The following is a 23,086-nucleotide window of genomic DNA, read 5'->3' on the forward strand; positions in this document are numbered from 1 at the left end:
CGGATGGTTGATTTTCTCAACAGAAAATCGAAGCAGCGGAAAGGCGAGGAGCGAGATGAGCGACGAACCGATCGAACTCAGGATGTCGAACGGCCGCATGGCCTTCGGCGACGTGCCGGAACAGATCGACGAGCTTTTGCAGGAGGCGGTGAAGGCCCGCGACGTGCCGGAGGTTTGCGAATCGCTGCTGTGGGAGGCGCATCGCAAGGGACCGCGGGTGCTGCCGGTCTTCTATGCGCTCTACAAATTCTACTTCAACCGCAAGAAGCTGGGGGAGGCGGAGCGGGTGGCCCGCATCGGGCTGGATGCCGCCGCACTCCAGGGCGGCTTTTCCGCCGACTGGTCGCAGCTGACCGCGGGCTCCGCGGACTGGACGGCGGCCGGGCCGGCGCGCTTCTTCCTGTTTACCATGAAGGCGCTGGCCTTCATCGAGCTGCGTCGCCACAACCGCGACAAGGCGCTGGCGATCCTCGCCAAGATGGCGGAGATCGATCCGGCCGATCAGGTCGGCTACGGGACCATCGCCGCGCTGGCTCGCGGACTGGACGGCGGCCCGAATGGGGAGGCCGGGGCGGCGTAACGGCCGTTCCCGCCAAAAAGACCCCCGGTCCGGGGGTGTCGGACCGGGGGCAGGGGGGATATGCGTCTCACGACGCTCTCACGACGCGCTCTCACGTCGAGGGGGATGCGGCGGACCGGTCCGCCGCGAAAGGTCAGGCGGCGACCGATTCCAGCGCCGGATAGTCGGTGTAGCCCTTGGCGCCGCCGCCGTAATAGGTGGTGCGGTCCGGCTCGGCCAGCGGCGCGTCCACACGGAAGCGCAGCGGCAGGTCCGGGTTGGAGATGAAGGCCTCGCCGAAGCTGACCGCGTCGGCCTCGCCCTTGGCGAGCGCGGTTTCGGCGTCGCCGCGGCCATAGCCGCCGTTCAGGATGAACGGACCCTTGAAGGCCGTGCGCAGGGCGGATGCCACATGCGGTGCGCCCTCCGGCGGGGCCATGTGGTGGCCGGGCCGTCCCTCGATCACATGCAGATAGGCGAGGTTGAAGGGGTTCAGCGCCTTGGTGATCGCCAGGAAATGCGGCAGCGGGTCGCTGTCCGTCATGTCGTTGAACACGCCGGTCGGCGACAGGCGCACGCCGATGCGGTCGGCGCCGACGGCATGGGCCGTCGCCTCCAGGATCTCCAGCAGGAAGCGGCAGCGGTTCTCCACCGTCCCGCCATACTGGTCGGTGCGGGTGTTGGTGCTGTCGCGCAGGAACTGGTCGATCAGGTAGCCGTTGGCCGCGTGGATCTCGACCCCGTCCAGGCCGGCATCGAACACCGCGCGCTTGGCGGCGTCGGCGAAACTGCGGACCAGACCGGGGATCTCCGACGTTTCCAGGGCGCGCGGCACCGGGAAGGGCTCCATGCCGGCACCGGTGTAGAGCTGGCCCTTGGCCGCGATGGCCGAGGGGGCGACCGGGGCGGCGCCGTTCGGCTGGAAGAGCGGGTGGGAGATGCGGCCGACATGCCAGAGCTGGGTGACGATCCGCCCGCCGGCGCTGTGCACGGCGTCGGCCACCGCGCGCCAGGCCAGGGTCTGGGCGTCGGTGTGGATGCCCGGCGTGCTGGGATAGCCCTGGGCGGTGTCGCAGACCTGCGTCGCCTCGGTGATGATCAGCCCGGCCGAGGCGCGCTGCGCATAATATTCGGCGGTGAGCGCGGTCGGGCAGTTGCCCTCGCCGGCACGGCTGCGGGTCATCGGCGCCATGACGACGCGGTTCGGCAGCTCGATGGCGCCGAGGCGCAGCGGGGTGAACAGATCCGGGGTTGCGGTGCTGTGCGTGTCGGTGCTGTGCGTATCGGTGCTCTGCGGCATGGCGGGACTACCCCCTGTTGGGCAAATCGGCTTGTATGTATGTGAGTACATACTTGAACCGGAGCCTGCCGCTTGTCAAGTATGTATCTGCATACTTATTATCGATCCGATGGGACGGAGCGGAGAGGGACCGGTTTTGGACGCAAGCAAGGACGCCGCAAGCAGGGACGATGACGGCTGTTGCCCCGGCAATGGCACCGAGGGCGCCTGCGAGGGTGGCGCGCGAAAGCGTGACCGCGCCGCGACGGAAGGCGCGCTGCTCGATGCCGCCAAGCTGGTGTTCGCGGAACGCGGCTTCGACGCGGCGACGACGCGCGAGATAGCCGGGCGGGCCGGCGTCAACGAGCAGCTGATCCAGCGCTATTTCTCGGGAAAGAGCGGCCTGCTGCTGGCGGTGGTGGAGCGTTATTGGCGCGAGGAGTCGGGCGGCTGCGACCTGCCGCCGCCGCACGAGGATCTGGAGACCGACCTCGCCCGCTTCCTGCACGCCCAGCTGAAGCACAGCTGGAAATGCCGCGACTTCACCCGCGTCGTGCTGGCCCGCGCCCTGGTCGATCAGGCGATCGCGGACGAGATGGCCCGCACCCTGTCGCAGAGCCGCATCCCCTGCCTGCTGAAGCGGCTGGAGGGGTTCCGCGACCGCGGCGCCATCGCCGCCGACGCCGATCTCGCCAACGTGGCGGCCGGCATCGCGACGCTCAGCTTCGGGCTGGGCTTCCTCGACCAGGTGGTGTTCGGCCGCGACGACGCCGGCATCTGCGCCATGGTCGGCACGCTGGCCCACACCATCGCCCACGGCCTGACGCCGCGGTGACGGTTACTCCGCGGCAGTTGCGGCGCGGGCGGCGGTGCGGTGGCTGTGCACCGCGTCGGCGGTGAAGACGGCCAGCGCCACCCAGATGCAGGCGAAGGTGATGGCGTGGCTGCGGGTGAAGGCCTCGCCATAGACCAGCACGCCCAGCAGGAGCTGCCCGGTCGGCCCGACATATTGCAGCAGCCCCATGGTGGTCAGCGTCAGCCGCGCCGCCCCGATCATGAACAGCACCAGCGGCACCGCGGTCATCGGGCCGGCCAGGACCAGCAGGGTGCTCTCGCCCCACTCATGGCCGAAGGCCCCGCTGCCGCCCAGCCACAGCAGATATCCCAGTGCCGCCGGCAGCAGCAGCGCGGTTTCCACCAGCAGGCCGACCACCGGATCTACCGCCGCCTTCTTGCGCACCAGCGCGTAGAACCCGAAGGACAGCGCCAGCGACAGGGCGACCCAGGGCACGGCGCCATAGCTGACGACGAGGCTGCCGACGCCCGCCGCGGCGATGGCGACCGCCAGCATCCGCCCGCGGCTGAGCCGTTCGTTCAGGAACAGCACGCCCAGCAGCACATTGACCAGCGGGTTGATGAAGTATCCCAGGCTGGCCTCGACCAGCCGGCTGTTGACCACCGCCCAGATGAAGACGGTCCAGTTGGTGGTGACCAGCAGCGTGGTGACCAGGAACACGCCCAGCCGGCGCCAGCTTCCCACCGCGGCCAGGACCGCCGCCGGCCCGCGGGTGGCCAGAACGCCGATGCCGACCAGCACCACCGTCCAGACCACGCGGTGCGCCACGATCTCCACCGCGCCGACGTCGCCCAGCGATTTGAAGAAGACCGGGTTGACCAGCCCCCAGATCAGGTAGGAGGACAGCGCCGCGACGAACGCCGCGGTTGTGGAAGTCGGGGCCTTGGCGGGCGGCGGGGTCTGTACCATGCAGTCCGTTTAGCACATTGTTTGTGCAATCCGGCAGCGGGCGGACGAACATGGCCGGGCTGCGCAACCGGCATCACTCCGGTTCCGCAACCCGTTCACCCAACAAAAAGCCCCGCCGGAGCGGGGCTTTTCCGTTTCTCGGCTGAACCGCACCGCCTCAGGCGGCGGTGGCAACGCCCTTGTCGGCCAGCAGGGTCTGCAGCTCGCCCGACTCGTACATCTCGCGGACGATGTCGCAGCCGCCGACCAGTTCGCCCTTGACGTAGAGCTGCGGGAAGGTCGGCCAGTTCGAGTATTCCTTCAGGCCCTGGCGCAGGCCCGGATCCTCCAGGATGTTGACGCCCTTGAACTTGACGCCGGTGTGGCTCAGCACCTGGACGACGGCGGCGGAGAAGCCGCACTGCGGGAACACCGGGGTCCCCTTCATGTAGAGCACGACATCGTTGTTCTTGATGTCCTGCTCGATGCGCTCGACGACGTTCTGATCGACCATGACTCGATAACCCTTCCGATTCGGCCCGGTATTGCCGGGCCCCTGTCCGTTGCGACGTGTGTTCAGGCGCCTTCCGGCGGCTTCACCTTCAGGCGCCTTCCGGCACCGCGGTGGTCAGTGCCAGGGCGTGCAGTTCGCCGCCCATCTTCCCCTGCAGGGACGCGTAGACCATCTGGTGCTGCTGCACCCGGCTCTTGCCCTTGAAGGCGGCGGAGGTGACGAGCGCGGCATAGTGGTCGCCGTCGCCGCGCAGGTCCGCGATCTCGACGACCGCGTCCGGGATGCCCTCCTTGATGAGCTTTTCGATCGTGGCGGCTTCCATCGCCATGGGTCCAATCCTCGTTCTGTTCAGGGCTCTGTTCAGGATTGCCCCGCCCGGGCACTTGCTTCTCAAGATAGAGTAGGTGCGGCCGGGCCGTTTGTCATCCACCGGCAAATATTTGCCGGAATGCGGAAGACGCCGTAACGGCCCGCCCCATCAGCAGCTCACTCGCCGAACACGCGCTTGAACACCGTGTCGACATGCTTGGTGTGGTAGGACATGTCGAACATCGGCTCCAGCTTGTCGCGGCCGATATGCTTGGCGATGTCGGGGTCGGCCGACAGCAGGTCAAGATAGTTGCCACCCTTCTCCCACACCTGCATGGCGTTGCGCTGCACCGCCTTGTAGCTGTCCTCGCGGCTCATGCCGGCCTGGGTCAGCGCCAGCAGCACGCGCTGCGAGAAGACCAGGCCGCCCAGATCGTCCAGGTTCTTCTGCATGCGCTCCGGATAGACCACCAGCTTTTCCATCATGCTGGTCAGGCGCACCAGGGCGAAGTCCAGCGTGACGGTGGCGTCGGGGCCGATCATCCGCTCGACAGAGCTGTGGGAGATATCGCGCTCGTGCCACAGCGCGACGTTCTCCAGCGCCGGGACGACGGCGGCGCGCACGATGCGGGCCAGACCGGTCAGGTTCTCCGACAGGACCGGGTTGCGCTTGTGCGGCATCGCCGACGAGCCCTTCTGGCCGGGGTGGAAATACTCCTCCGCCTCGCGCACTTCGGTGCGCTGCAGGTGGCGGATTTCCGTCGCCAGATTCTCGATGCTCGACGCGATCACGCCCAGGACCGAGAAGTAGAAGGCGTGGCGGTCGCGCGGGATGACCTGCGTCGACACCGGCTCCACCGACAGGCCCAGCTTGGCGGCGACATGCTCCTCCACCCGCGGGTCGATGTTGGCGAAGGTGCCGACGGCGCCGGAGATGGCGCAGGTGGCGATGTCCTGGCGTGCCTGGACCAGACGCTCGCGCCCGCGGGCGAAGGCGGCGTAATGGCCGGCCAGCTTCAGGCCGAAGGTCGTCGGCTCGGCATGGATGCCGTGGCTGCGGCCGATGGTGACGGTGTCCTTGTGCTCGTAGGCCCGGCGCTTCAGCGCGGCCAGCAGGGCGTCCATGTCGGCCAGCAGCAGGTCGGCGGCCTGGGTCAGCTGAACGGCGAGGCAGGTGTCCAGCACGTCCGACGAGGTCATGCCCTGGTGGACGAAGCGGGCCTCGGGACCGACATACTCGGCGAGGTTGGTCAGGAAGGCGATGACGTCGTGGCGGGTCTCCCGCTCGATCTCGTCGATGCGGTCGATCTCCCACTTGCCGCGCTCCCACACCGCCTTGGCGGCTTCCTTCGGGATCACGCCCAGCTCGGCCTGCGCGTCGCAGGCGTGCGCCTCGATCTCGAACCAGATGCGGAAGCGGTTTTCCGGCTCCCAGATGCGGGCCATTTCGGGGCGGGTATAGCGGGGGATCATCGGCACTCTCCGGAGGATGCGGGCGCTGGATTGAGGGTGGCTTGCGGGTCTCATAGCACGCGCGCGCGACCATAGCGGCGTGGGCATGCGTTTTAAAGCCTCGCGATGGCCCGGTGGAAGCCCTGCGGCCCGTCCCGTCCGCGGCGGAATTAATCTTCGCGGCCGAATCGTTGCTGGCCTAAGGGAATCCGCGCCTAACGCTTGGCGGGCGTACTTTCCGCGAAATCCCTGTCCGGCTGCGGTTGCGTCGCAACCCGGCCATCCAGAAGCGAGGAAAACAGTCAAAGAGTCGCGCCCGGGTGGTTTAGATTTGCTTGCAGTTGAATCCTTGCGAGCATTAAGCAACACTTGCACAGCGCATCGGGGCCGGCGCCCACCGGTTCCCCCATAAACCATCCGACTGGCCATCCGAAGGGAGCCCTTCTTGTCCGACCCCGTCGCCGAGCTGGTCCGTGCGCCGTCGCGCTCGTCAGACGAGGCCCGGCTCTACCGCCTGCAGTTCCTGGCGTCGATGGCGCTGGTGTCGGCGCTCGTCCTCGGGCTCGGCTTCTATTTCGTCTGGCAGCATTGGGCCGACCTGGAGCACGACCTGCAGCAGAGCGAGGTGCGCTATGTCCAGGAGCAGCATCAGGCCCTGGTGCAGGAGGTGGAGAATGCGCAGTCCTATCTCGCCTACATGCGCTCGCGCGTCGAACCGCTCCTGAAGGAACATCTGCGCACCCAGGTGGACGAGGCCCATGCCATAGCCCGCAGCGTCCACGACCGGGGGAAGGACATCCTGCCCGATGCGGCCGTAAAGGAATCGATCAAGGAGACACTGCGGCCGCTCCGCTTTTCCGGCGGGCGCGGCTATTACTTCATCAACGACCTGAACGGCGAGTCGGTGCTGATGCCGATCGATCCGTCGCGGGAGGGGACCTCTCCCTTCGCCGCCCCCGATCCCCAGGGTGCGGCGGTGGTGCGCGAGCTGATGCGGGCGGTCCAGGACCCCAGCCTGCGCGGCTTCGCGCGCTATCGCTGGCGCATGCCCGACGACCCGGCGCAGATGGTCGACAAGCTGGCCTTCGTCCGCCGGTTCGAACCCTATGACTGGCTGATCGGCGCCGGCGATTCCCTTGGGGCGGTGGAGGCGCAGCTTCAGCGTGAATCCTTGGAACGGCTGCGCGCCTTCCGCTTCGGGGAAACCGGCTACATCGGCGTGCTGCGCCAGGACGGGCAGGTGCTGCTGTCGCCGACCGCGCCCGCGTCGGAGGGGATGAACGCCCGCGACCTGCCGTGGAAGACCGAACGCGACCTCGTCACCCGCTTTCTGGAGCAGGGGCGGCAGGGCGGCGGGGAGGTGCGCTACGACTGGATCCATCCGGTCACCGCGCGGCCGACCCCGAAGATGGCCTATGTCTCGGCCCCCACCGTGTGGGGCTGGATCCTGGTCGCCGGCTTCTACATCGACGATGTCGGCAAGGAGATGGAGGCCCGCCGGGCGGAGATCAGCCGCGGCGTCAACCAGCGGGTCTGGACCACGGTGGCGGTGCTGGGCGTGGCGCTGGCCGCGTCCGTCGGCGTATCCTGGCTGGTCACCGGCTGGATCCGGCGCATCGTCGGCAGCTACCAACTGCGGGTCCGGCACAGCGACAGCATGCTGCGCGAGCGGGCGCGGCAGCTCTACCTCGCCAATTTCTTCGTCGACCATGTGTCGGAGATCGTCGTTTTGGCCGACGCGAACCTGCGCATCGCCTACATCAACCCTTTCGGCTGCAAGGCGCTGGGCGGGACGCTGGAAGATCTGGTGATGGGGCAGGCCGACCTGCTGAAGCGCTTCGCCGCGGAGGGCGAGGACGCGGCCAGCCATTACGAGACCGTCTACCGCACCCCGGACGGCCGCTCGCTGGAGCTGGAGGTCACGGCCAGCCGCATCACCTACGAGGGCGACGTCTATTACTCGGCCATCGCCCGCGACATCTCCGAGCGCAAGCGGGCGGAATGGCAGCTGCGGCTGTCGGCCAAGGTGTTTGACAACGCGGCGGAGGGGATGTTCGTCGCCAACGAGCACCGGCAGATCGTCGCCGCCAACGACGCCTTCGCCCGCATCACCGGCTATGACCGGGAGGAGGTGCTGGGCCGCGGTCCGGAGTTCCTGCGCTCCGACCGCAACCCGCCGGGCTTCTACGAGGATCTGTGGGCGCAGCTGCGCGAGAACGGCCATTGGGCCGGCGAGATCTGGAGCACCCGCAAGAACGGCGAAATGTTCCCGGAATGGCTGAGCGTCAAGCTGGTGCGGAACGAGGACGGTGCGGTCGCCAACTACATCGCCGCCTTCACCGACATCACCGAGACCCGCGCGCAGGAGGAACGCATCCGCCATCTGGCGCAGTTCGATTTCCTGACCGACCTGCCCAACCGCTTCCTGCTGCGCGACCGGCTGGAGCGCGCCATGCTGGCCGCCGGGCGCCACGGCACCAAGGTGGGGCTGCTGTTCGTCGACCTCGACCGCTTCAAGACCATCAACGACAGCCTGGGCCATCAGGTCGGCGACGGGCTGCTGCGCGAGGTGGCGGGGCGGCTGCTCGGCACGGTGCGGGCCAGCGACACGGTCAGCCGCCAGGGCGGCGACGAGTTCATCATCCTCATCAGCGACATGGACAGCCCCGACGCCGCCGGCATCGTGGCGCGCAAGGTGCTGCACGCCCTGTCGGAGCCCTATGTGATCGACGGGCACGAGCTGCAGGTGACGCCCTCCATCGGCATTGCGATCTACCCAGATGACGGCACCGGCATCGACGCGCTGCTGAAGAGCGCCGACATGGCGATGTACGCCGCCAAGGAGGCCGGGCGGGCCACCTACCAGTTCTTCACGCCGGAGCTGAACCGCCGCGCCTCCGACCGGATGTGGACGGAGAACAACCTGCGCCGCGCCCTGGCCAACAACGAGCTGGAGCTGCATTTCCAGCCGCAGTTCTCGCTGGACGGCCGCCGGCTGATCGGGGCGGAGGCGCTGGTGCGCTGGCGCCAGCCCGACGGCACGCTGATCATGCCCGGCCAGTTCATCCCGGTGGCCGAGGATACCGGCCTGATCCTGCCGCTGGGCGACTGGGTGCTGGGGGAGGCCTGCCGCCGCGCGGCGGAACTGCTGCGCCACCAGGACCTGCTGATCGCCATCAACCTGTCGGCGGTGCAGGTGCGCCGCCCGGGTCTGGCGGAGCGGGTGGCCGGCTGGCTGTCTGCCTACGGCATCCCGCCCTCCGCGCTGGAGCTGGAGGTGACGGAAAGCGTCCTGATGGACGATTCCGACGTGGTGTCGGAAACCTTCTCGCAGCTGCGCGAGATGGGGGTGCCGCTCGCCATCGACGATTTCGGTACCGGCTATTCCTCGCTGGCCTATCTGAAGCGCTTCCGCGTCGACAAGCTCAAGATCGACCGCAGCTTCGTCAGCGGCCTGCGCGCCGGCAACCCGGACAGCGGCGCCATCGCCGAGGCGATCATCGGCATGGCGCGGTCCTTGCGCATGCAGACGCTGGCCGAGGGGGTGGAGACGGAGGAGCAGTATCACTGCCTCGCCACCATGGGCTGCGACCAATGCCAGGGCTATCTGCTGGGCCGGCCCATGCCATACGAGGACTTTCTGGCCTTCGTCCAGAACGACGCCGGCGCCGCCAAGCTGCGGGTGGTGGAGGCGGTGGAGTAGCCGCCGGAGGGCGTTCCGGCAGTTTCCGCCTCACCCGTACCGCAGCAGCCGCGTCCCGTTGGCCTTCAGCCAGGCCCGCGGCAGCTCGACGTTCTGACCGGCGGTCAGGCTGGCGCACAGCGCCCAGAAGCGCGGGGAATGGTTCATCTCGCGCAGGTGCGCCACCTCATGCCCGACGACATAGTCCAGCACCGGCTCCGGCGTCAGGATCAGGCGCCAGGAGAAGGAGAGCCGGCCGGTGGACGAACAGCTTCCCCAGCGGCTCCTGGTGTCGCGGATGGTGACGGCGGCGACGCGGGCGCCGATGCAGGCGGCCTTGAGGCGGGCGCGGGTCGACAGCTCGCGCTTCGCCTCGGCGGTCAGGAAATCGCGGACGCGGCGGGCCACATGCTCGGGCTGGCCGCCGACCAGCAGGGCGCCCTTCTCGATCCGGGTCGGGCCGCGCAGGGCAGGGTCGTGGCGGATGACATGCTCGACGCCCAGGTAAGGCACGCTGGCGCCATCGGCGAAGGGCAGGGACGGCGGCATCGCCGCCAGACGCGCCCGCAGCCAGCCGTCATGCCGGCCGACGAACTGGCGGGCGTCGCTCTCCGACACGCCGACCGGGACAACCACCTGGACCAGCCCGCGACCGGCATCGACGCGCAGGGTCATGCGGGTGGCGCGCGCGCTCTCCCGCAGTTCCAGCGGCATCGGCAGGCCGGAAATCTCCAGCGCCCGCGGCGGCTGGGGCGGCCGGGCGGCGGATCGCTTGCGCTTGCGCAAGAGGGCGGGGAGGGAAGGGCGGCGCTGCACCATGCCGTCTTATAGCGCGGCGGCGGGCGGATGCGGAAGCGTCCTGCCACCGTCGCCGCGCATGGGGAAAGGCGCAGCTTCGGCTTAAAGCATTAGGGCCTTCGAACGAAGCGTAGGCAGGGCATCGGCCATGGGGTCGACTGAGGTCACATTTGACACGATCGATGGGAGCACAAGATAAAGCAGAGGTAACGCGGTGGTTCCAGGCCACCCGTTTTCCCGAAGTTCGGAACGAATTTTTCTTTATCGTCAGCCTTCCCCGCAGTTTTGCCGAGTACATGCCGATGCCTCTCATCCAAGGACAGACGCCGACCCGCGCGGATTGGTACGACGCGCTGCTGTCGGCCAACGACGCCCCCCATGCGTTGCTTGGCGAGGACGGGCGCGTGCTGGTGGCGAACCGTGCCTTCGCCGCGACCTTCGGTCTTGCCGGGGATGCGGTGGAAGGGCGGACCCTGGAGGAGGCCGGTCTGGCGGCCGAGACGGCCGGCGCGCTCGACGCGCTGCGGCGCCGGGTGCTGGCGACCGGCACGCCGGCCAGCGGTGCCGGACCCTTTCCCGGGCTGGGCGGTGCGGTGGCGCTGACCCCGGTGCGGGATGCCGGCGGGGCCGTCCGCGCCGTGGCCCTGGTCGCCGACGCCGGTGCCGCCGCCCTGGCCGAAGCACGGGCGGACGCCGCACAGGCCCGCGCCGATGCGGAGCGCGCCCGTACCGCCAAGGGCAGGTTCCTGTCGGCGGCGAGCCACGACCTGCGCCAGCCCTTCCAGGCGATGCACCTGTTCCACCATCTGCTGATCGGCCGGCTGACCGATCCGGCCTCCATCGAGCTGGCGAACAAGCTGGAGCAGGCGATCGTCGGCGGTGAGACGCTGCTGCGTGCCCTGCTGGAGGTGTCGGCGCTGGAAGCCGGGCTGGTCACCGCCAAGCCGCAGACCTTCCCGGTGGACGAGCTGCTCGCCAAGATGCTGGAGGAGTTCGGGCCGGAGGCGGAGGCCAAGGGGCTGCGCTTCAACGTCCGTCCGCTCGACGCCCAGGTCACCAGCGATCCCGCCCTGATGGAACGGCTGCTGCGGCCGATCCTGGCGAACGCCCTGCGCTACACGCTGAAGGGCGGCATCCTGCTGGCGGCGCGGCGGCGCGGCGACACCCTGCGCATCGAGGTGTGGGACACCGGCGTTGGCATCGACCCGGCCAACCATGCCGTGATCTTCGAGGACTTCCACCAGCTCGGCAATCCCGGCCGCGACCGGAAACAGGGGCTGGGTCTCGGCCTCGCCATCGTGCGGCGGCTGGCGCAGGTGCTTGGGCATCCGGTGACGGTGCGCTCCCGGCTGGGCAAGGGCTCCGTCTTCGCGGTGGAGGTGCCGCTGGCCGGCCCGGACGGCGACCGCGCGGGCGACGATTCCGCCGACAGCGAACCTGAACCGGCCGCCGGCACCCCGGCCGCCGCCGCTCCGGCAAAAGCCGGCACGGTGCTGGTGATCGAGGACGACGCCATGCAGCTGGAGGGGATCGGTATGCTGCTGCGCGGCTGGGGCTATGCCGTCATCCCCGCCCGCGGCATCGACGAGGCCTGCGCCGAACTGGACAGCGCCGCCACCGCTCCGGACCTCGTGCTGTCCGACCTGCGGCTGTCGGGGCCGGAAACCGGCATCGACGCCATCCAGGCGGTGCGTGCCCGCTGCGGACGGCGCGTGCCGGGCGTGATCGTCACCGGCGACACCGACCCCGACCGGCTGCGCAGCGTCGACCGCAGCGGCCTGCCCCTGGTCCACAAGCCCTGCGATCCCAAGGCGCTGCGCCGCCTGCTCAGCCACAGCCTGAAGGCGGGCGCCGGTTCCTGTCCGCGTTAGCCTTTTCGCGCCTGCGCATTTTCGCTCCGCAACATTCCGGCCGGCCGTTTTTCACGTCACAAAACTGTAATGCGGCGTCTTGACAGACCCAGTCATGCGTGCGCAGTGTGACGTTTAGAGCAACCCAACAATTTCGGAAGCGACCATCGGGCCGGCAGTGTTTTCGCAAGCGCAAACAGATGGCCAGGCACATGGCCGTATGCGTCTGCCACCAAAACTTCACGAAAGCGTCGCGGGACGGCAACCCAATGCCCTCATGACAACCGCGAACCATACCGGGATAGGGAGACCCACCGCATGTTGACCCGCCGCAAGCTTGCCCTCCTGACGGGCGCCGCCACCACCACCGCGCTGCTGCTCGCCGCCCTGCCGGGATCGGCGCTGGCGCAATCGAAGACGGTGATCGACTTCTGGCACGGCCTGCCGCAGCCGCTGGGCGGCCAGCTGGAGCAGGTCGTCAAGGAGTTCAACGACAGCCAGCAGGCGGTCCAGGTCAACGCCTCCTACAAGGGCGCCTATCCCGAGACGATGCAGGCGGCCATCGCCGCCTTCCGCGCCGGCAACGCGCCGCACGTCGTGCAGATGTTCGAGGTCGGGACCGCCACCATGATGGCCGCCGGCCCGGCGATCAAGCCGGTCTACCAGCTGATGCAGGAGACGGGCGCCTCCTTCGACGCCGACGCCTACATCCCGGCGGTGAAGGGCTATTACTCGTCCAGGGACGGCAAGATGATGGCGCTGCCGTTCAACAGCTCCACCACCATCATGTTCTACAACAAGGACGCCTTCCAGAAGGCCGGCCTCGACCCGAACAAGCCGCCGGCGACCTGGCCGGAGATGATCGAGGCGACGAGGAAGCTGAAGGCGTCGGGCTCCACCTGCCCGATGACCACCTCCTGGCCGGTGTGGGCGCAGTTCGAACAGCTGGGCGCCATCCACAACACCCCATTCGCCAGCCAGGCCAACGGCTTCGGCGGCCTGAACGCCGAGCTGAAGATCGACGCGCCGCTCTTCGTCAAGCATGTGCAGACGCTGATCGACATGCAGAAGGAGGGGCTGTTCAAGTATGGCGGCCGCGACAACAAGCCGGACGCCCTGTTCCCGTCGGGCGAATGCGCGATGATCCACGGCTCGTCCGGCCTGCGCAGCCGCACCACCAAGGAAGCGAACTTCGCCTGGGGCGCCGCCCCGCTGCCCTACTGGCCGGAATTCGCCAAGGACGGCCCGAAGAACAGCATCATCGGCGGCGCCGCCTTCTGGGTCATGACTTCGCCCAAGCGCACGCCGGCCGAATACAAGGCCGTGTCGCAGTTCTTCAGCTTCCTCGCCCGGCCGGAGGTCGATGCGAAGTGGCACATGGACACCGGCTATGTCCCGGTGACGATGAAGGGCTTCGAACTGGCCAAGGCCCAGGGCTATTACGAGAAGAACCCCGGCGCCGACGTGCCGGCCGCCCAGCTGACCCGCACGCCCACCACCGAGAACAGCATGGGCCTGCGTCTGGGCAACCTGCCGGAAATCCGCAACATCATCCAGGAAGAGCTCGAGAAGGCATTCCAGGGCCAGCAGGACGCCCGCCAAGCGCTGGACTCCGCGGTGAAGCGCGGCAACGCGGTGCTGCGCAACTTCGAGCGCGCCAACAAGGGCTGAGTTCGGACGTAACGTCCCGCCCCCGTCTCTCGCACAAGCGTCGTTTGTGCGAGAGGCGGGAGAGGAACTGCGTCGCTCCCTATTCACGAAAGACCATCCTTTGCAGCGTCGCGTGACATTCGACAACCGGCTGCTGCCCTACCTGCTGCTCGCGCCGCAGGTGGCGGTGACGCTGGTGTTCTTCATCTGGCCGGCGGCCCAGGCGGTCTGGCAGTCGGTGCATCTGCAGGACGCCTTCGGCATCCGCAGCGAGTTCGTCTGGTTCGAGAATTTCGAACATGTGCTGGGCGACCCGAACTATCTCGACACGCTGAAGGTCACCATGATCTTCAGCATCGCGGTCACCGTGCTGTCGATGGGCACGGCGCTGCTGCTGGCGGTGCTGGCCGATTCCAAGATCAAGGGCGCGCGCACCTACAAGACTCTGCTGATCTGGCCCTATGCCCTGGCCCCGGCCGTCGCGGCGGTGCTGTGGATGTTCATCTTCAACCCCGACATCGGGTCCTTCGGCCGGGCGCTGAGGGCGCTCGGCTATGACTGGGACTACCGGCTGAACGGCGGTCAGGCGCTGTGGATGGTCATCATGGCCGCCAGCTGGAAGCAGGTGGCCTACAACTTCATCTTCTTCCTGGCCGGCCTGCAGGCGATCCCGCGCTCGGTGATGGAGGCGGCCAGCATCGACGGCGCCGGTCCGGTGCGGCGCTTCTGGACCATCACCTTCCCGCTCTTGTCGCCGACCACCTTCTTCCTGCTGGTGGTCGACATGGTCTACGCCTTCTTCGAGACCTTCGGCACCATCCACGCCCTGACCCAGGGCGGGCCGGGCAAGGCGACGGAGACGCTGATCTTCCGCGTCTACCATGACGGCGTGGTCAACAACGACCTCGGCGGATCGTCGGCGCAGTCGGTGATCCTGATGGTGATCGTCATCGCGCTGACCGCGGTGCAGTTCCGCTTCATCGAGCGCAAGGTCCACTACGCATGAAGCCGACCCGATTCATCGACCTCGTGCCGCACATCGTCCTGATCGTCGGCGTCCTCATCTTCGCCTATCCGATCTATGTGACGCTGATCGGCTCCACCTGGGATTCCGGCACCATCGGCCGCGGCGGACTGCCGCTGTGGCCGGGCGGGCAGGGGCTGGACAACTACGCCCAGGCCTGGGCGGGCGAGGCGGGCGCGCGCGCCAAATACACGCCCGTGCGCACGATGATGCTGAACAGCCTCGTCATGGCGCTGGCCATCGCGCTGGGGAAGATCGCCATCTCGATCCTGTCGGCCTATGCGGTGGCCTTCTTCCGCTTCCCGCTGCGCATGGCCTTCTTCTGGCTGATCTTCATCACGCTGATGCTGCCGGTGGAGGTGCGGATCATCCCGACCTACAAGGTCGTCGCCGACCTCGGCCTCATCAACACCTATGCCGGGCTGGCGATTCCGCTGATCGCGTCGGCCACCGCGACGCTGCTGTTCCGCCAGTTCTTCCTGACCATTCCGGACGAACTGCTGGAGGCGGCGAAGATCGACGGCGCCGGGCCGGTGCGCTTCTTCATCGACGTGGTTCTGCCGCTGTCGCGCACCAACATCGCAGCCCTGTTCGTCATCCTCTTCATCTATGGCTGGAACCAGTATCTCTGGCCGCTCCTGGTCACCAGCAGCGGCGACATGGAAACCATCGTGACCGGCATCACCAAGATGATCGGCACCGGCGAATCGGCCAACGACTGGAACCTCATCATGGCGACCACGGTGCTGGCGATGCTGCCGCCGGTGGCGGTGGTGGTGTTCATGCAGCGCTGGTTCGTCAAGGGCCTTGTGGACAGCGAAAAGTAAGACGCGGACGAAGGAAAGAAGAACAATGGCAACCGTTGAAATCCGCGACGTCCGCAAATCCTACGGGCCGGTCGAAGCGATCAAGGGCATCGACATCGCGATCCGGGACGGCGAATTCCTCGTCCTGCTGGGGCCGTCCGGCTGCGGCAAATCCACCCTGCTGCGCATGGTCGCCGGGCTGGAGGGCATCACCGGCGGTGAGATCGCCATCGGCGGGCGCGTGGTCAACAATCTGGAGCCCAAGGACCGCGACATCGCGATGGTGTTCCAGAACTATGCGCTCTACCCGCACATGACGGTCTTCGACAACATGGCCTACGGCCTGAAGATCCGCGGGATTCCGAAGGCGGAGATCCGCGCCCGCGTCGACAAGGCGGCGGAGATCCTGGAGCTTGGCCGCTTCCTCGACCGCCGGCCGAGCCAGCTGTCGGGCGGCCAGCGCCAGCGCGTCGCCATGGGCCGCGCCATCGTGCGCGAACCCGCCGCCTTCCTGTTCGACGAGCCGCTGTCCAACCTGGACGCCAAGCTGCGCACCCAGATGCGGGTGGAGATCAAGCGTCTGCAGGACCGGCTGCGCATCACCAGCCTCTACGTCACCCACGACCAGGTGGAGGCGATGACGCTGGCCGACCGCATCCTGGTGATGAACCACGGCGTGGCCGAGCAGATCGGCACGCCGCTGGAGGTCTACCAGCGCCCGGCCAGCCTGTTCGTCGCCGGCTTCATCGGCTCGCCGCCGATGAATGTGCTGGACGGCCGCATCGATGACCGCGGCGAGGCGGTGCTGCTGCCGGACGGCCAGCGTCTTGCTCTGCCGCAGCCCCGCCCGACCGACGCCGGCCGGCCGATCAAGCTGGGCATCCGGCCGGAGCATCTGGCCGTTGCCGCGCAGGGCTTTTCCATCGAGGTTGAACTGGTCGAGGCGCTTGGGGCCGACACGGTGGTCTATGGCCGTCTGCCGGATGGCGAGACGCTGCTGGTCCGCATGGCCGGCATTCCCACCGTGCGCGAGCGCGACCGGATGACCGTCGCCCCGCAGGACGGCGCCCTGCACCTGTTCGACGCGGTCACCGGCCGCCGGGTGGAGTGAAGCTGCCGATCAGAAATCCGAACAGCGCCCCTTGAACTCCCAGTCGCCGTAGCGGGTCGGCTCCGGCCCCTTCGGGCCGCCGATCTCGCCCGGCTTCTGCTCGGGGCCCTTCGTCTCGGTGGCGTCCGGAGCGGTCTGTCCGGTCGCTGGGTCGGCAGCGTCCTGCTGCGGCTTGGTCGGTTCGGTCATCATGTCCATCGCGAAATTGCGGGCATCTTGAACGCGGGCTCGGATCAGGCCCATATCTTGGATCGGGGCGGGTTACCCCGCTTCGGCCCATCCTGAACTGATATGGCGACCATGACCAGCTATCTGAAGACCACCATTCTCCTTGCCGGCCTGACGGCGATCTTCATGGCGGTCGGCTTCCTGCTGGGCGGCAAGACCGGCCTGATCGTCGCCTTCGTGGTCGCGCTGGGCATGAACCTGTTCAGCTACTGGAATTCCGGCAACATGGTGCTGTCGATGTACGGCGCCCGCGAGGTCGACGCCTACTCGGCGCCGGAGTTCCACGGCATCGTCGCCCGGTTGGCGGAGCGCGCCGGCCTGCCGATGCCGCGCGTCTACATCATCGAGAACGATCAGCCCAACGCCTTTGCCACCGGCCGCGATCCGGAGCATGCGGCGGTCGCCGCCACCACCGGCCTGCTGCAGCGCCTGACACCGGAGGAGATTGCCGGCGTGATGGCGCACGAGTTGGCCCATGTGAAGAACCGCGACACCCTGATCATGACGATCACCGCGACCATCGCCGGTGCGGTGTCGATGCTCGGCAACTTCGGCCTGTTCTTCGGTGCGTCCAGCAGCGACGAGCGCGGCGGCAACCCGCTGGGCATGGTGGGGGCGGTGCTGGCCGCCATCCTCGCCCCCATCGCCGCGACGCTGGTGCAGATGGCGATCAGCCGCACCCGCGAGTTCGAGGCCGACCGCATCGGCGCCGAGATCTGCGGCCGTCCCAACTGGCTGGCCGACGCGTTGACCAACATCCACAACAGCGCCCACCAGATCCCGAATTATCAGGCGGAGGCGCACCCCGCGACCGCCCACCTGTTCATCGCCAACCCCCTCAGCGGCGCCAGCATGGCCAGCCTGTTCTCGACCCACCCCGACATGGGCGAGCGGGTGGCGCGGCTGCGCGCGATGGCGGCCCAGACCGGCAGCTTCGGCGGCGGGTTCGGGGGAGGCGGTTTTAGCGGCGGCTTCGGTGGTGGCTTCACCCCGCCGCGCGACGGCCGCTCGCCCTGGGGGCGCCGCCGCAGGGAACCGGTCAGGGCGGCCAGGGCGGCTTCATGCCGCAGAACCGCCGCGGCCCCTGGGGCTGATCTCCGCCGCGGCCGCTGGTAAAGGATTGCGCGCCGGACGGGTGGGCGACTACCCTTCCGGCCAGCGCTCAACCACGACGGCCGCCAGGGGAAGCTTGCATGTCCGAAGTCGCGAAATACCGCCTCGTCACCCGTTCCGATTTCGATGGGCTGGTCTGCGCCGTCCTGCTGAAGGATCTGGGCATCCTCGACGAGATCAAGTTCGTCCATCCCAAGGACATGCAGGACGGCAAGATCGAGATCACCGGCCGCGACATCACCACCAACCTGCCTTACGTCGAGGGCGCCCATCTGGTGTTCGACCATCACCTGTCGGAGACCATGCGCGTCGGCGAGAAGGCGAACCACATCATCGACCCCAAGGCACCGTCCGCCGCCCGCGTCGTCTACGATTACTATGGCGGGAAGGAGCGCTTCCCCACCATCTCCGACGAGATGATGGCGGCGGTCGATCAGGCCGACTCGGCGCAGTACCAGCGCGAGGACATCCTGAATCCCACCGGCTGGACCCTGCTGAACTTCATCATGGACGCGCGCACCGGCCTCGGCCGCTTCCGCGAGTTCCGGGTGTCGAACTACCAGCTGATGATGGACCTGATCGACTACTGCCGCAGCCATTCCATCGGGCAGATCCTGGAGCTGCCCGACGTGAAGGAGCGGGTGGACCTCTACACCCAGCATGCCGAGCTGTTCGTCGACCAGCTGAAGCGCTGCGCCACCGTGCGCGGCAACGTCGTCGTGCTCGACCTCCGCAAGGAGGAGACGATCTATGCCGGCAACCGCTTCATGATCTATGCGCTGTTCCCCGACACCAACGTGTCGATCCATGTCCTGTGGGGCCTGAAGCAGCAGAACACCGTTCTGGCCTGCGGCAAGTCGATCCTGAACCGCAGCTCGAAGACCGACATCGGCCCGCTGATGCTGCAATATGGCGGCGGCGGCCATCAGGCGGCAGGCACCTGCCAGGTCGACAACGACCGGGCCGAAGAGGTACTGGAGGCCATCGTCGCCCGCATGCGGGCGGACGGCTGACACCTCACCGACCGGTTCCAGAGCGATTGAGCGCCTTTCCTCCCTTCCCCGACGGCACCCTGTTCGACGCCGGATGGCTGTCCGCCCTGTCCGACGAGGTGCCGCGGGCCGAGGCGCTCGACCGCGCCCGCCCGGTGGTTGCCGACGCCATCGCCCGCACCGACGCGGCCGGGGCGGCGGCGCTGGCCCGCATCGACGCGTTGGTGGCCGGGGCGGCGCTCGAGGCCATCCCGGGGCTGCTGGCGGCCGAGACCGATGAGTTGCCGGAGGCCGCCGCGGCGGCCGAACGCTCCATCCACGACCTGATGAGCCGCGTCGCCTACAAGCGGCGGGAGCTGATGCCGCTGTTCCCGGAGCTGATCGAGCGCGTCGCCGCCGTCCATGCCGCGGCGGTGCTGGCCTGCGGCACGGCGCGCTGGCGGCTGATGGCGGCGCGTGCGCGGCTGCAGCCGGGCCGTCCCTCCAGCCCGATCCAGGGTTCCGGAACCCGCTATGTGAAGAGCGACCGTTTCGACGCCCGCGCCGCCGAAAGCCTGCCCGCCATCGACCGCACCCGCGCCGACCGCATCCTGAAGCGGCTGGGCGAGTCCCCGGTGCCGGACGAGCTGGAGCTTCGGCCGCTGGACGGCGGCGATGATCTCTGGACCATCAAGGCCGGCGGGATCAGCCGCTTCATCCTGCGGGTCGAGCGCGACCGGCGGGGGCTGTTCTACATGGTGGAGGATGTCGGGCCGCAGAAGGATAGATAGACTGAGTGCTAATGTCCTGAAAACCGATGAATATTTGACAGAAATCTACTTCTGATCATTTTTTGTGTGGTCAGATATTCTAAATATATGATCCCAGCCGGGGAGCGATGGAGGTCCAGGCGGCTTTGTGTAATTCTTCACAATTTCGAAAAATATTTTTATAGCTGCGGTAAAGATTTCGAGGGCGCGGCTTAGGGTCGTGTTCCTTCTCTCTAGAATAGATGCTTCGAGTTTTGAGTAATTTCTCATTATAGAACCAATATGTTCCATGTAATCTTCTATTCTAATATCGTTATAGCTTGCAAACTGGGTAATTTCTTTAATGTTTTTCGAGTACTGCGCCAGTTTTTCTTCAAGGGTTCGAACTGATAGTTTGGGGGAAGAAGAAACAATCTCCGCTAGATTGGCATCAAGGCCAACGAGTAAAATCGTAAAAGGTGCATGCTTCATTCTACTAATCCGTGCAAAGTTTCTTGCAAAGGTTCAAAAAACATCTCTAACATTTGAACTTTGGCACGAAGCGAATATCACATCAAGCTTTCTACGTTAGAGGGGTATGGTCTCAGTTTGCGTTTCCTTTTGAGTTAAAAACTTCAAAAGGAGATGCCATCCATGGTTTAAATCCCCGCCACCCCCCACAGCAGCAGCGCCACCAGCCCGACAAGCAGCAAGGCGGCGACGGCGGATAGAGCGAGCGCTCGCCCAATGTCGGCTGGGGTGACGCGGGCACGGCCGTCGCCGATCCAGCTTTCGGTGATGACCACGCCGCCGTCGCGGTGCGGGCCGCCCAACGCGAGGCCCAGCGCGCCCGCCATCGCCGCGATCGGCCAGCCCATGTTCAGCGACGGGTGCTTGCGCGCATCGCTTCGCAGTGTCCGGAAAGCGCTGCCGGCCTTGGCGGTGCCGATGAAGGGGGCGGCGAGCGCCAGCAGCAGGCCAGCCAGCCGGGCGGGCAGGGCGTTCAGCGCGTCGTCCAGCGTCGCCGCGGTCGATCCGAATCGGCCATGGCGCACGCCGGGGCTGCCGAGTGCCGCGTCGGCGCCGTCCATCGCGGTCCAGACGAACAGGCCCGGCACGCCGAGCAGGGCATAGGCGAAGACCGGCGCCACCAGCTTGCGGTCGAAGGCGCGGGCTGCCGCCTCCACCGCCGCGCGGGCGATGCCGTGCTCGTCCAGGCCATAGACGTGGCGGCGGGTCAGCGACTGGATCGCCTCCTGGCCGGGAACCACCCCGCCGCTCTCCAGCGCGCGGCGGACCGCCCGCACGCGGGTCCAGGCCGCCCGCCCGCGCAGGCCGCAGAGCAGGGCCAGCAGTTCCAGCATCCAGCCGCGGCCGATGGAGCCGATCCATTCCACAGCCAGCCCGGCCGCCACGGCGATCAGCAGCAGCGCCAGCACCACCAGCGCCCCGCGGAAAACCTGCGCCGAGGCGCCGCGCTCCGCCCGGTTCAGCCGGGCGTCGGCGGCGTTGCAGAATCGCCGCGCCAGCCCTGCCGGGTCGGGCAGGATGCGGTCCAGCCAGTCGCCGAACAGCGCGTCGATCCCCAGTGCCAGCAGCAGGAGCAGCAGCGGGCCGGGACCGCCGAAGGCCGAACCGAACATGGCGTCTCCGCGACTAGAGGACAGGCATCAGCGGGCGCCGGCTTGGCGCAGCAGGGTGCCGACGCGGGCGTTGCGGCTTTCCTGCGCCCAGTTCAGCGCGGTGCGGCCGGTGAAGTCGGAACGGTCGACCTTGGCGCCGGCCTTCAGCAGCCGGTCCACCACGTCGGCACGGCCGGCGCGGGCGGCGACCATCAGCGGGGTCATGCCCTCGCGGTTCTCCTGGTCGACCTTCGCGCCCTTCTTCAGCAGCAGGTCGATCAGTTCCGGGTTGCCGTTCTCGGCCGCGGCCAGCAGCGGGGTGTTGCCGGCCTTGTCGGCGCGGTTGACGTTGGCGCCGCCGTCCAGCAGCAGGCCGGCCATCGCCGGGTTGGACCGGTCCACCGCGGCCAGCAGGGCGGTCTTGCCGTGGATGTCGGCCTGGTTGGGGTTCTCGCCCCGCAACAGGGCGCCCTTCACCTTGGCGACATCGCCCTCGTTGACCGCCTGCATCAGCCCGGTGTCCTGGAACAGGCTGATCTGGGCGAAGGCCGGGGCGGCGGAGCCGGCGGACAGGCCGGCGGCGAGGAGGGTGGCGAGCAGGAGCCGCTTCATGGCGGGTGTCCTTCCTTGACAGCAGGGGTGCCGGATACTAGCCAAAAGACGGGCGCCTTTGCCAGATCGGCCTTTTCTCTTCGGTACGCGCGCGCCGATTCGCCAAGAGGACCGTCATGCTGCGAAACCCGCTTGCCCGCCACATCGCGCTGTTCCTGCTGGTGAAGGCGGTGCTGATCGGGCTCGGCCTCTGGTGGTTCCTGGGCGCCATGCCGGAACCGCGCGGCATCGTGCCGCCCCCCGCCGCGGCAGCGCGCTCCTGATCGAGCGCCCGGCAAGGGCCTCATCGCCAGCATGGCCGGAACCTTGGCCCCGCTTCTCGGTTGGATCCGGATTGTACGGACATCCTGCGAAGCGAAGGGGTGGAGGCATGATCGAGAGCCGCGACCAGAACCCGACCACAATCGATTCCAGCGCCTGGACCGGGGACAGCGGAGGGACCGCGGACGCCACGGTGCGCGAGGCGGTGGCGATCTTCGACAGCCGCGAATCCCTGCAGAACGCCATCGACGACCTGACTTTGGCCGGCTTCCAGCGCCATGAGCTGAGCCTGCTGGCCAACGACGAGACGATCCGCGAGCGGCTGGGCAGCGTGCCCGGAGACGTCGGCAGCCTCGCCCACGATCCCGACGCCCCGCGGCAGGCCTACATCTCGCCGGAGGACATCGGCAGCGGCCAGGGCGCCGCCGTTGGCTTCCCCGCCTATGTCGGCGCCATCATCGCCACCGGCGCGGTGCTGGCCACCGGCGGGACGGCACTCGCCGCCGCCGCGGCTGCCGCGGCCGCCGGAGTGGGCAGCGGGGCCGCCGGCTCCTTCCTGTCGCAATGGATCACTGACAAGCGCAACGAGCCGATGCTGCAGCATCTCGACAAGGGCGGGATCCTGCTGTGGGTCAATGTCGGCGACGCCGCCCGCGAAAGCATCGCGCTGGAGGTGCTGAACCGCCACGCCACCCAGCCGGCCGAAGTCCACGACGTGCGGCAGACCGGGTCGACGTAAGGACGGGCGTCAC

General features: G+C 67.8%; 23 protein-coding genes. 13 read left to right on the top strand and 10 right to left on the bottom strand.

The window, feature by feature from the left end; genetic code table 11:
• The first annotated feature begins 55 nt into the window (after window positions 1-55).
• Window positions 56-580 carry a hypothetical protein gene (locus AB8P05_RS12310; RefSeq protein WP_472758126.1) on the top strand — a complete coding sequence of 175 codons (525 nt, stop codon included), beginning with the start codon at window positions 56-58 and terminating at the stop codon, window positions 578-580.
• Window positions 581-713: 133 nt separating this feature from the next.
• Here the strand turns inward: AB8P05_RS12310 and AB8P05_RS12315 are convergent, their stop codons facing one another.
• Window positions 714-1,859, bottom strand: coding sequence for an alkene reductase (locus AB8P05_RS12315; protein WP_472758127.1), 1,146 nt, complete (start codon window positions 1,857-1,859; stop codon window positions 714-716).
• 136 nt (window positions 1,860-1,995) lie between these two features.
• Between AB8P05_RS12315 and AB8P05_RS12320 the strand changes: the two genes are divergently transcribed.
• The gene (locus tag AB8P05_RS12320; protein ID WP_472758128.1) at window positions 1,996-2,673 is read left to right on the top strand and encodes a TetR/AcrR family transcriptional regulator; all 678 of its coding nucleotides are present in this window, start codon (window positions 1,996-1,998) and stop codon (window positions 2,671-2,673) included.
• 3 nt (window positions 2,674-2,676) lie between these two features.
• Here AB8P05_RS12320 and rarD read toward each other — a convergent pair whose 3' ends face one another.
• The 4 genes from rarD to purB all read right to left on the bottom strand — a co-directional run bounded on the left by rarD (window position 2,677) and on the right by purB (window position 5,878).
• On the bottom strand, window positions 2,677-3,603 hold the full coding sequence (gene rarD / locus AB8P05_RS12325; protein ID WP_472758129.1) for an EamA family transporter RarD: 927 nt from the start codon (window positions 3,601-3,603) through the stop codon (window positions 2,677-2,679).
• Between the two features lie 157 nt (window positions 3,604-3,760).
• Window positions 3,761-4,096: a Grx4 family monothiol glutaredoxin gene (gene grxD / locus AB8P05_RS12330; RefSeq protein ID WP_042697386.1), complete on the bottom strand. Its 336-nt coding sequence runs from the start codon at window positions 4,094-4,096 to the stop codon at window positions 3,761-3,763.
• A gap of 88 nt (window positions 4,097-4,184) precedes the next feature.
• Window positions 4,185-4,424 (bottom strand): BolA family protein, encoded by a 240-nt coding sequence (locus tag AB8P05_RS12335; RefSeq protein WP_012973287.1) that lies wholly within the window; start codon window positions 4,422-4,424, stop codon window positions 4,185-4,187.
• Between the two features lie 158 nt (window positions 4,425-4,582).
• Entirely contained in the window at window positions 4,583-5,878 is a 1,296-nt protein-coding gene (gene purB / locus AB8P05_RS12340) for an adenylosuccinate lyase (RefSeq protein ID WP_472758130.1), read from the bottom strand.
• A 424-nt stretch (window positions 5,879-6,302) separates the two neighbouring features.
• Between purB and AB8P05_RS12345 the strand changes: the two genes are divergently transcribed.
• A complete protein-coding gene (locus tag AB8P05_RS12345; protein WP_472758131.1) occupies window positions 6,303-9,560 on the top strand; it encodes a bifunctional diguanylate cyclase/phosphodiesterase in 3,258 nt (1,085 codons plus the stop codon).
• 30 nt (window positions 9,561-9,590) lie between these two features.
• On the opposite strand, the gene AB8P05_RS12350 is transcribed toward AB8P05_RS12345, so the two are convergent.
• A complete protein-coding gene (locus AB8P05_RS12350; protein WP_472758132.1) occupies window positions 9,591-10,358 on the bottom strand; it encodes a M48 family metallopeptidase in 768 nt (255 codons plus the stop codon).
• Between the two features lie 281 nt (window positions 10,359-10,639).
• Between AB8P05_RS12350 and AB8P05_RS12355 the strand changes: the two genes are divergently transcribed.
• The 5 genes from AB8P05_RS12355 to AB8P05_RS12375 all read left to right on the top strand — a co-directional run bounded on the left by AB8P05_RS12355 (window position 10,640) and on the right by AB8P05_RS12375 (window position 16,778).
• On the top strand, window positions 10,640-12,208 hold the full coding sequence (locus tag AB8P05_RS12355) for a hybrid sensor histidine kinase/response regulator (RefSeq protein ID WP_472758133.1): 1,569 nt from the start codon (window positions 10,640-10,642) through the stop codon (window positions 12,206-12,208).
• Window positions 12,209-12,505: 297 nt separating this feature from the next.
• The gene (gene ugpB / locus AB8P05_RS12360) at window positions 12,506-13,858 is read left to right on the top strand and encodes a sn-glycerol-3-phosphate ABC transporter substrate-binding protein UgpB (RefSeq protein WP_472758134.1); all 1,353 of its coding nucleotides are present in this window, start codon (window positions 12,506-12,508) and stop codon (window positions 13,856-13,858) included.
• Between the two features lie 100 nt (window positions 13,859-13,958).
• Window positions 13,959-14,843 carry a sn-glycerol-3-phosphate ABC transporter permease UgpA gene (gene ugpA, locus AB8P05_RS12365; protein WP_472758135.1) on the top strand — a complete coding sequence of 295 codons (885 nt, stop codon included), beginning with the start codon at window positions 13,959-13,961 and terminating at the stop codon, window positions 14,841-14,843.
• Complete coding sequence (ugpE, locus tag AB8P05_RS12370; protein ID WP_455171064.1) at window positions 14,840-15,688, top strand: sn-glycerol-3-phosphate ABC transporter permease UgpE; 849 nt, start codon at window positions 14,840-14,842, stop codon at window positions 15,686-15,688. The genes ugpA and ugpE overlap by 4 nt, the downstream gene beginning before the upstream one ends.
• A 25-nt stretch (window positions 15,689-15,713) precedes the next feature.
• Complete coding sequence (locus AB8P05_RS12375) at window positions 15,714-16,778, top strand: sn-glycerol-3-phosphate import ATP-binding protein UgpC (RefSeq protein ID WP_472758136.1); 1,065 nt, start codon at window positions 15,714-15,716, stop codon at window positions 16,776-16,778.
• Between the two features lie 9 nt (window positions 16,779-16,787).
• Here the strand turns inward: AB8P05_RS12375 and AB8P05_RS12380 are convergent, their stop codons facing one another.
• Window positions 16,788-16,976 carry a DUF1674 domain-containing protein gene (locus AB8P05_RS12380; protein WP_472758137.1) on the bottom strand — a complete coding sequence of 63 codons (189 nt, stop codon included), beginning with the start codon at window positions 16,974-16,976 and terminating at the stop codon, window positions 16,788-16,790.
• 102 nt (window positions 16,977-17,078) lie between these two features.
• Here AB8P05_RS12380 and htpX point away from each other — a divergent pair, with 102 nt between their 5' ends.
• The 3 genes from htpX (at window position 17,079) to AB8P05_RS12395 (ending at window position 19,881) form a co-directional block, all read left to right on the top strand.
• A complete protein-coding gene (gene htpX / locus AB8P05_RS12385; RefSeq protein WP_472758138.1) occupies window positions 17,079-18,122 on the top strand; it encodes a zinc metalloprotease HtpX in 1,044 nt (347 codons plus the stop codon).
• Between the two features lie 77 nt (window positions 18,123-18,199).
• Entirely contained in the window at window positions 18,200-19,132 is a 933-nt protein-coding gene (locus tag AB8P05_RS12390; protein ID WP_472758139.1) for a DHH family phosphoesterase, read from the top strand.
• Window positions 19,133-19,158: 26 nt separating this feature from the next.
• Entirely contained in the window at window positions 19,159-19,881 is a 723-nt protein-coding gene (locus AB8P05_RS12395; RefSeq protein ID WP_472758140.1) for a hypothetical protein, read from the top strand.
• Between the two features lie 45 nt (window positions 19,882-19,926).
• Here the strand turns inward: AB8P05_RS12395 and AB8P05_RS12400 are convergent, their stop codons facing one another.
• The 3 genes from AB8P05_RS12400 to AB8P05_RS12410 form a co-directional block, all read right to left on the bottom strand.
• Window positions 19,927-20,331 (bottom strand): hypothetical protein, encoded by a 405-nt coding sequence (locus AB8P05_RS12400; RefSeq protein WP_472758141.1) that lies wholly within the window; start codon window positions 20,329-20,331, stop codon window positions 19,927-19,929.
• A 167-nt stretch (window positions 20,332-20,498) separates the two neighbouring features.
• The gene (locus AB8P05_RS12405; RefSeq protein ID WP_472758142.1) at window positions 20,499-21,482 is read right to left on the bottom strand and encodes a cobalamin biosynthesis protein; all 984 of its coding nucleotides are present in this window, start codon (window positions 21,480-21,482) and stop codon (window positions 20,499-20,501) included.
• Window positions 21,483-21,509: 27 nt separating this feature from the next.
• The gene (locus AB8P05_RS12410; RefSeq protein ID WP_472758143.1) at window positions 21,510-22,073 is read right to left on the bottom strand and encodes an ankyrin repeat domain-containing protein; all 564 of its coding nucleotides are present in this window, start codon (window positions 22,071-22,073) and stop codon (window positions 21,510-21,512) included.
• A 116-nt stretch (window positions 22,074-22,189) separates the two neighbouring features.
• Between AB8P05_RS12410 and AB8P05_RS12415 the strand changes: the two genes are divergently transcribed.
• Both AB8P05_RS12415 and AB8P05_RS12420 read left to right on the top strand, forming a co-directional pair.
• On the top strand, window positions 22,190-22,336 hold the full coding sequence (locus tag AB8P05_RS12415; RefSeq protein WP_167562458.1) for a hypothetical protein: 147 nt from the start codon (window positions 22,190-22,192) through the stop codon (window positions 22,334-22,336).
• Window positions 22,337-22,443: 107 nt separating this feature from the next.
• A complete protein-coding gene (locus AB8P05_RS12420) occupies window positions 22,444-23,073 on the top strand; it encodes a hypothetical protein (protein WP_472758144.1) in 630 nt (209 codons plus the stop codon).
• The last annotated feature ends 13 nt before the right edge of the window (window positions 23,074-23,086 follow it).

The organism is Azospirillum sp. VT-I1 (genome assembly GCF_055698305.1).

Excerpts from the sequence above, each read along its gene's own strand:
- AB8P05_RS12310 (WP_472758126.1), top strand. The coding sequence starts at position 56 with ATGAGCGACGAACCGATCGAACTCAGGATGTCGAACGGCCGCATGGCC.
- AB8P05_RS12315 (WP_472758127.1), bottom strand. The coding sequence starts at position 1,859 with ATGCCGCAGAGCACCGATACGCACAGCACCGACACGCACAGCACCGCA.
- rarD (WP_472758129.1), bottom strand. The coding sequence starts at position 3,603 with ATGGTACAGACCCCGCCGCCCGCCAAGGCCCCGACTTCCACAACCGCG.
- grxD (WP_042697386.1), bottom strand. The coding sequence starts at position 4,096 with ATGGTCGATCAGAACGTCGTCGAGCGCATCGAGCAGGACATCAAGAAC.
- AB8P05_RS12335 (WP_012973287.1), bottom strand. The coding sequence starts at position 4,424 with ATGGCGATGGAAGCCGCCACGATCGAAAAGCTCATCAAGGAGGGCATC.
- purB (WP_472758130.1), bottom strand. The coding sequence starts at position 5,878 with ATGATCCCCCGCTATACCCGCCCCGAAATGGCCCGCATCTGGGAGCCG.
- AB8P05_RS12350 (WP_472758132.1), bottom strand. The coding sequence starts at position 10,358 with ATGGTGCAGCGCCGCCCTTCCCTCCCCGCCCTCTTGCGCAAGCGCAAG.
- AB8P05_RS12355 (WP_472758133.1), top strand. The coding sequence starts at position 10,640 with ATGCCTCTCATCCAAGGACAGACGCCGACCCGCGCGGATTGGTACGAC.
- ugpB (WP_472758134.1), top strand. The coding sequence starts at position 12,506 with ATGTTGACCCGCCGCAAGCTTGCCCTCCTGACGGGCGCCGCCACCACC.
- ugpE (WP_455171064.1), top strand. The coding sequence starts at position 14,840 with ATGAAGCCGACCCGATTCATCGACCTCGTGCCGCACATCGTCCTGATC.
- AB8P05_RS12375 (WP_472758136.1), top strand. The coding sequence starts at position 15,714 with ATGGCAACCGTTGAAATCCGCGACGTCCGCAAATCCTACGGGCCGGTC.
- AB8P05_RS12380 (WP_472758137.1), bottom strand. The coding sequence starts at position 16,976 with ATGGACATGATGACCGAACCGACCAAGCCGCAGCAGGACGCTGCCGAC.
- htpX (WP_472758138.1), top strand. The coding sequence starts at position 17,079 with ATGACCAGCTATCTGAAGACCACCATTCTCCTTGCCGGCCTGACGGCG.
- AB8P05_RS12390 (WP_472758139.1), top strand. The coding sequence starts at position 18,200 with ATGTCCGAAGTCGCGAAATACCGCCTCGTCACCCGTTCCGATTTCGAT.
- AB8P05_RS12400 (WP_472758141.1), bottom strand. The coding sequence starts at position 20,331 with ATGAAGCATGCACCTTTTACGATTTTACTCGTTGGCCTTGATGCCAAT.
- AB8P05_RS12405 (WP_472758142.1), bottom strand. The coding sequence starts at position 21,482 with ATGTTCGGTTCGGCCTTCGGCGGTCCCGGCCCGCTGCTGCTCCTGCTG.
- AB8P05_RS12410 (WP_472758143.1), bottom strand. The coding sequence starts at position 22,073 with ATGAAGCGGCTCCTGCTCGCCACCCTCCTCGCCGCCGGCCTGTCCGCC.
- AB8P05_RS12415 (WP_167562458.1), top strand. The coding sequence starts at position 22,190 with ATGCTGCGAAACCCGCTTGCCCGCCACATCGCGCTGTTCCTGCTGGTG.
- AB8P05_RS12420 (WP_472758144.1), top strand. The coding sequence starts at position 22,444 with ATGATCGAGAGCCGCGACCAGAACCCGACCACAATCGATTCCAGCGCC.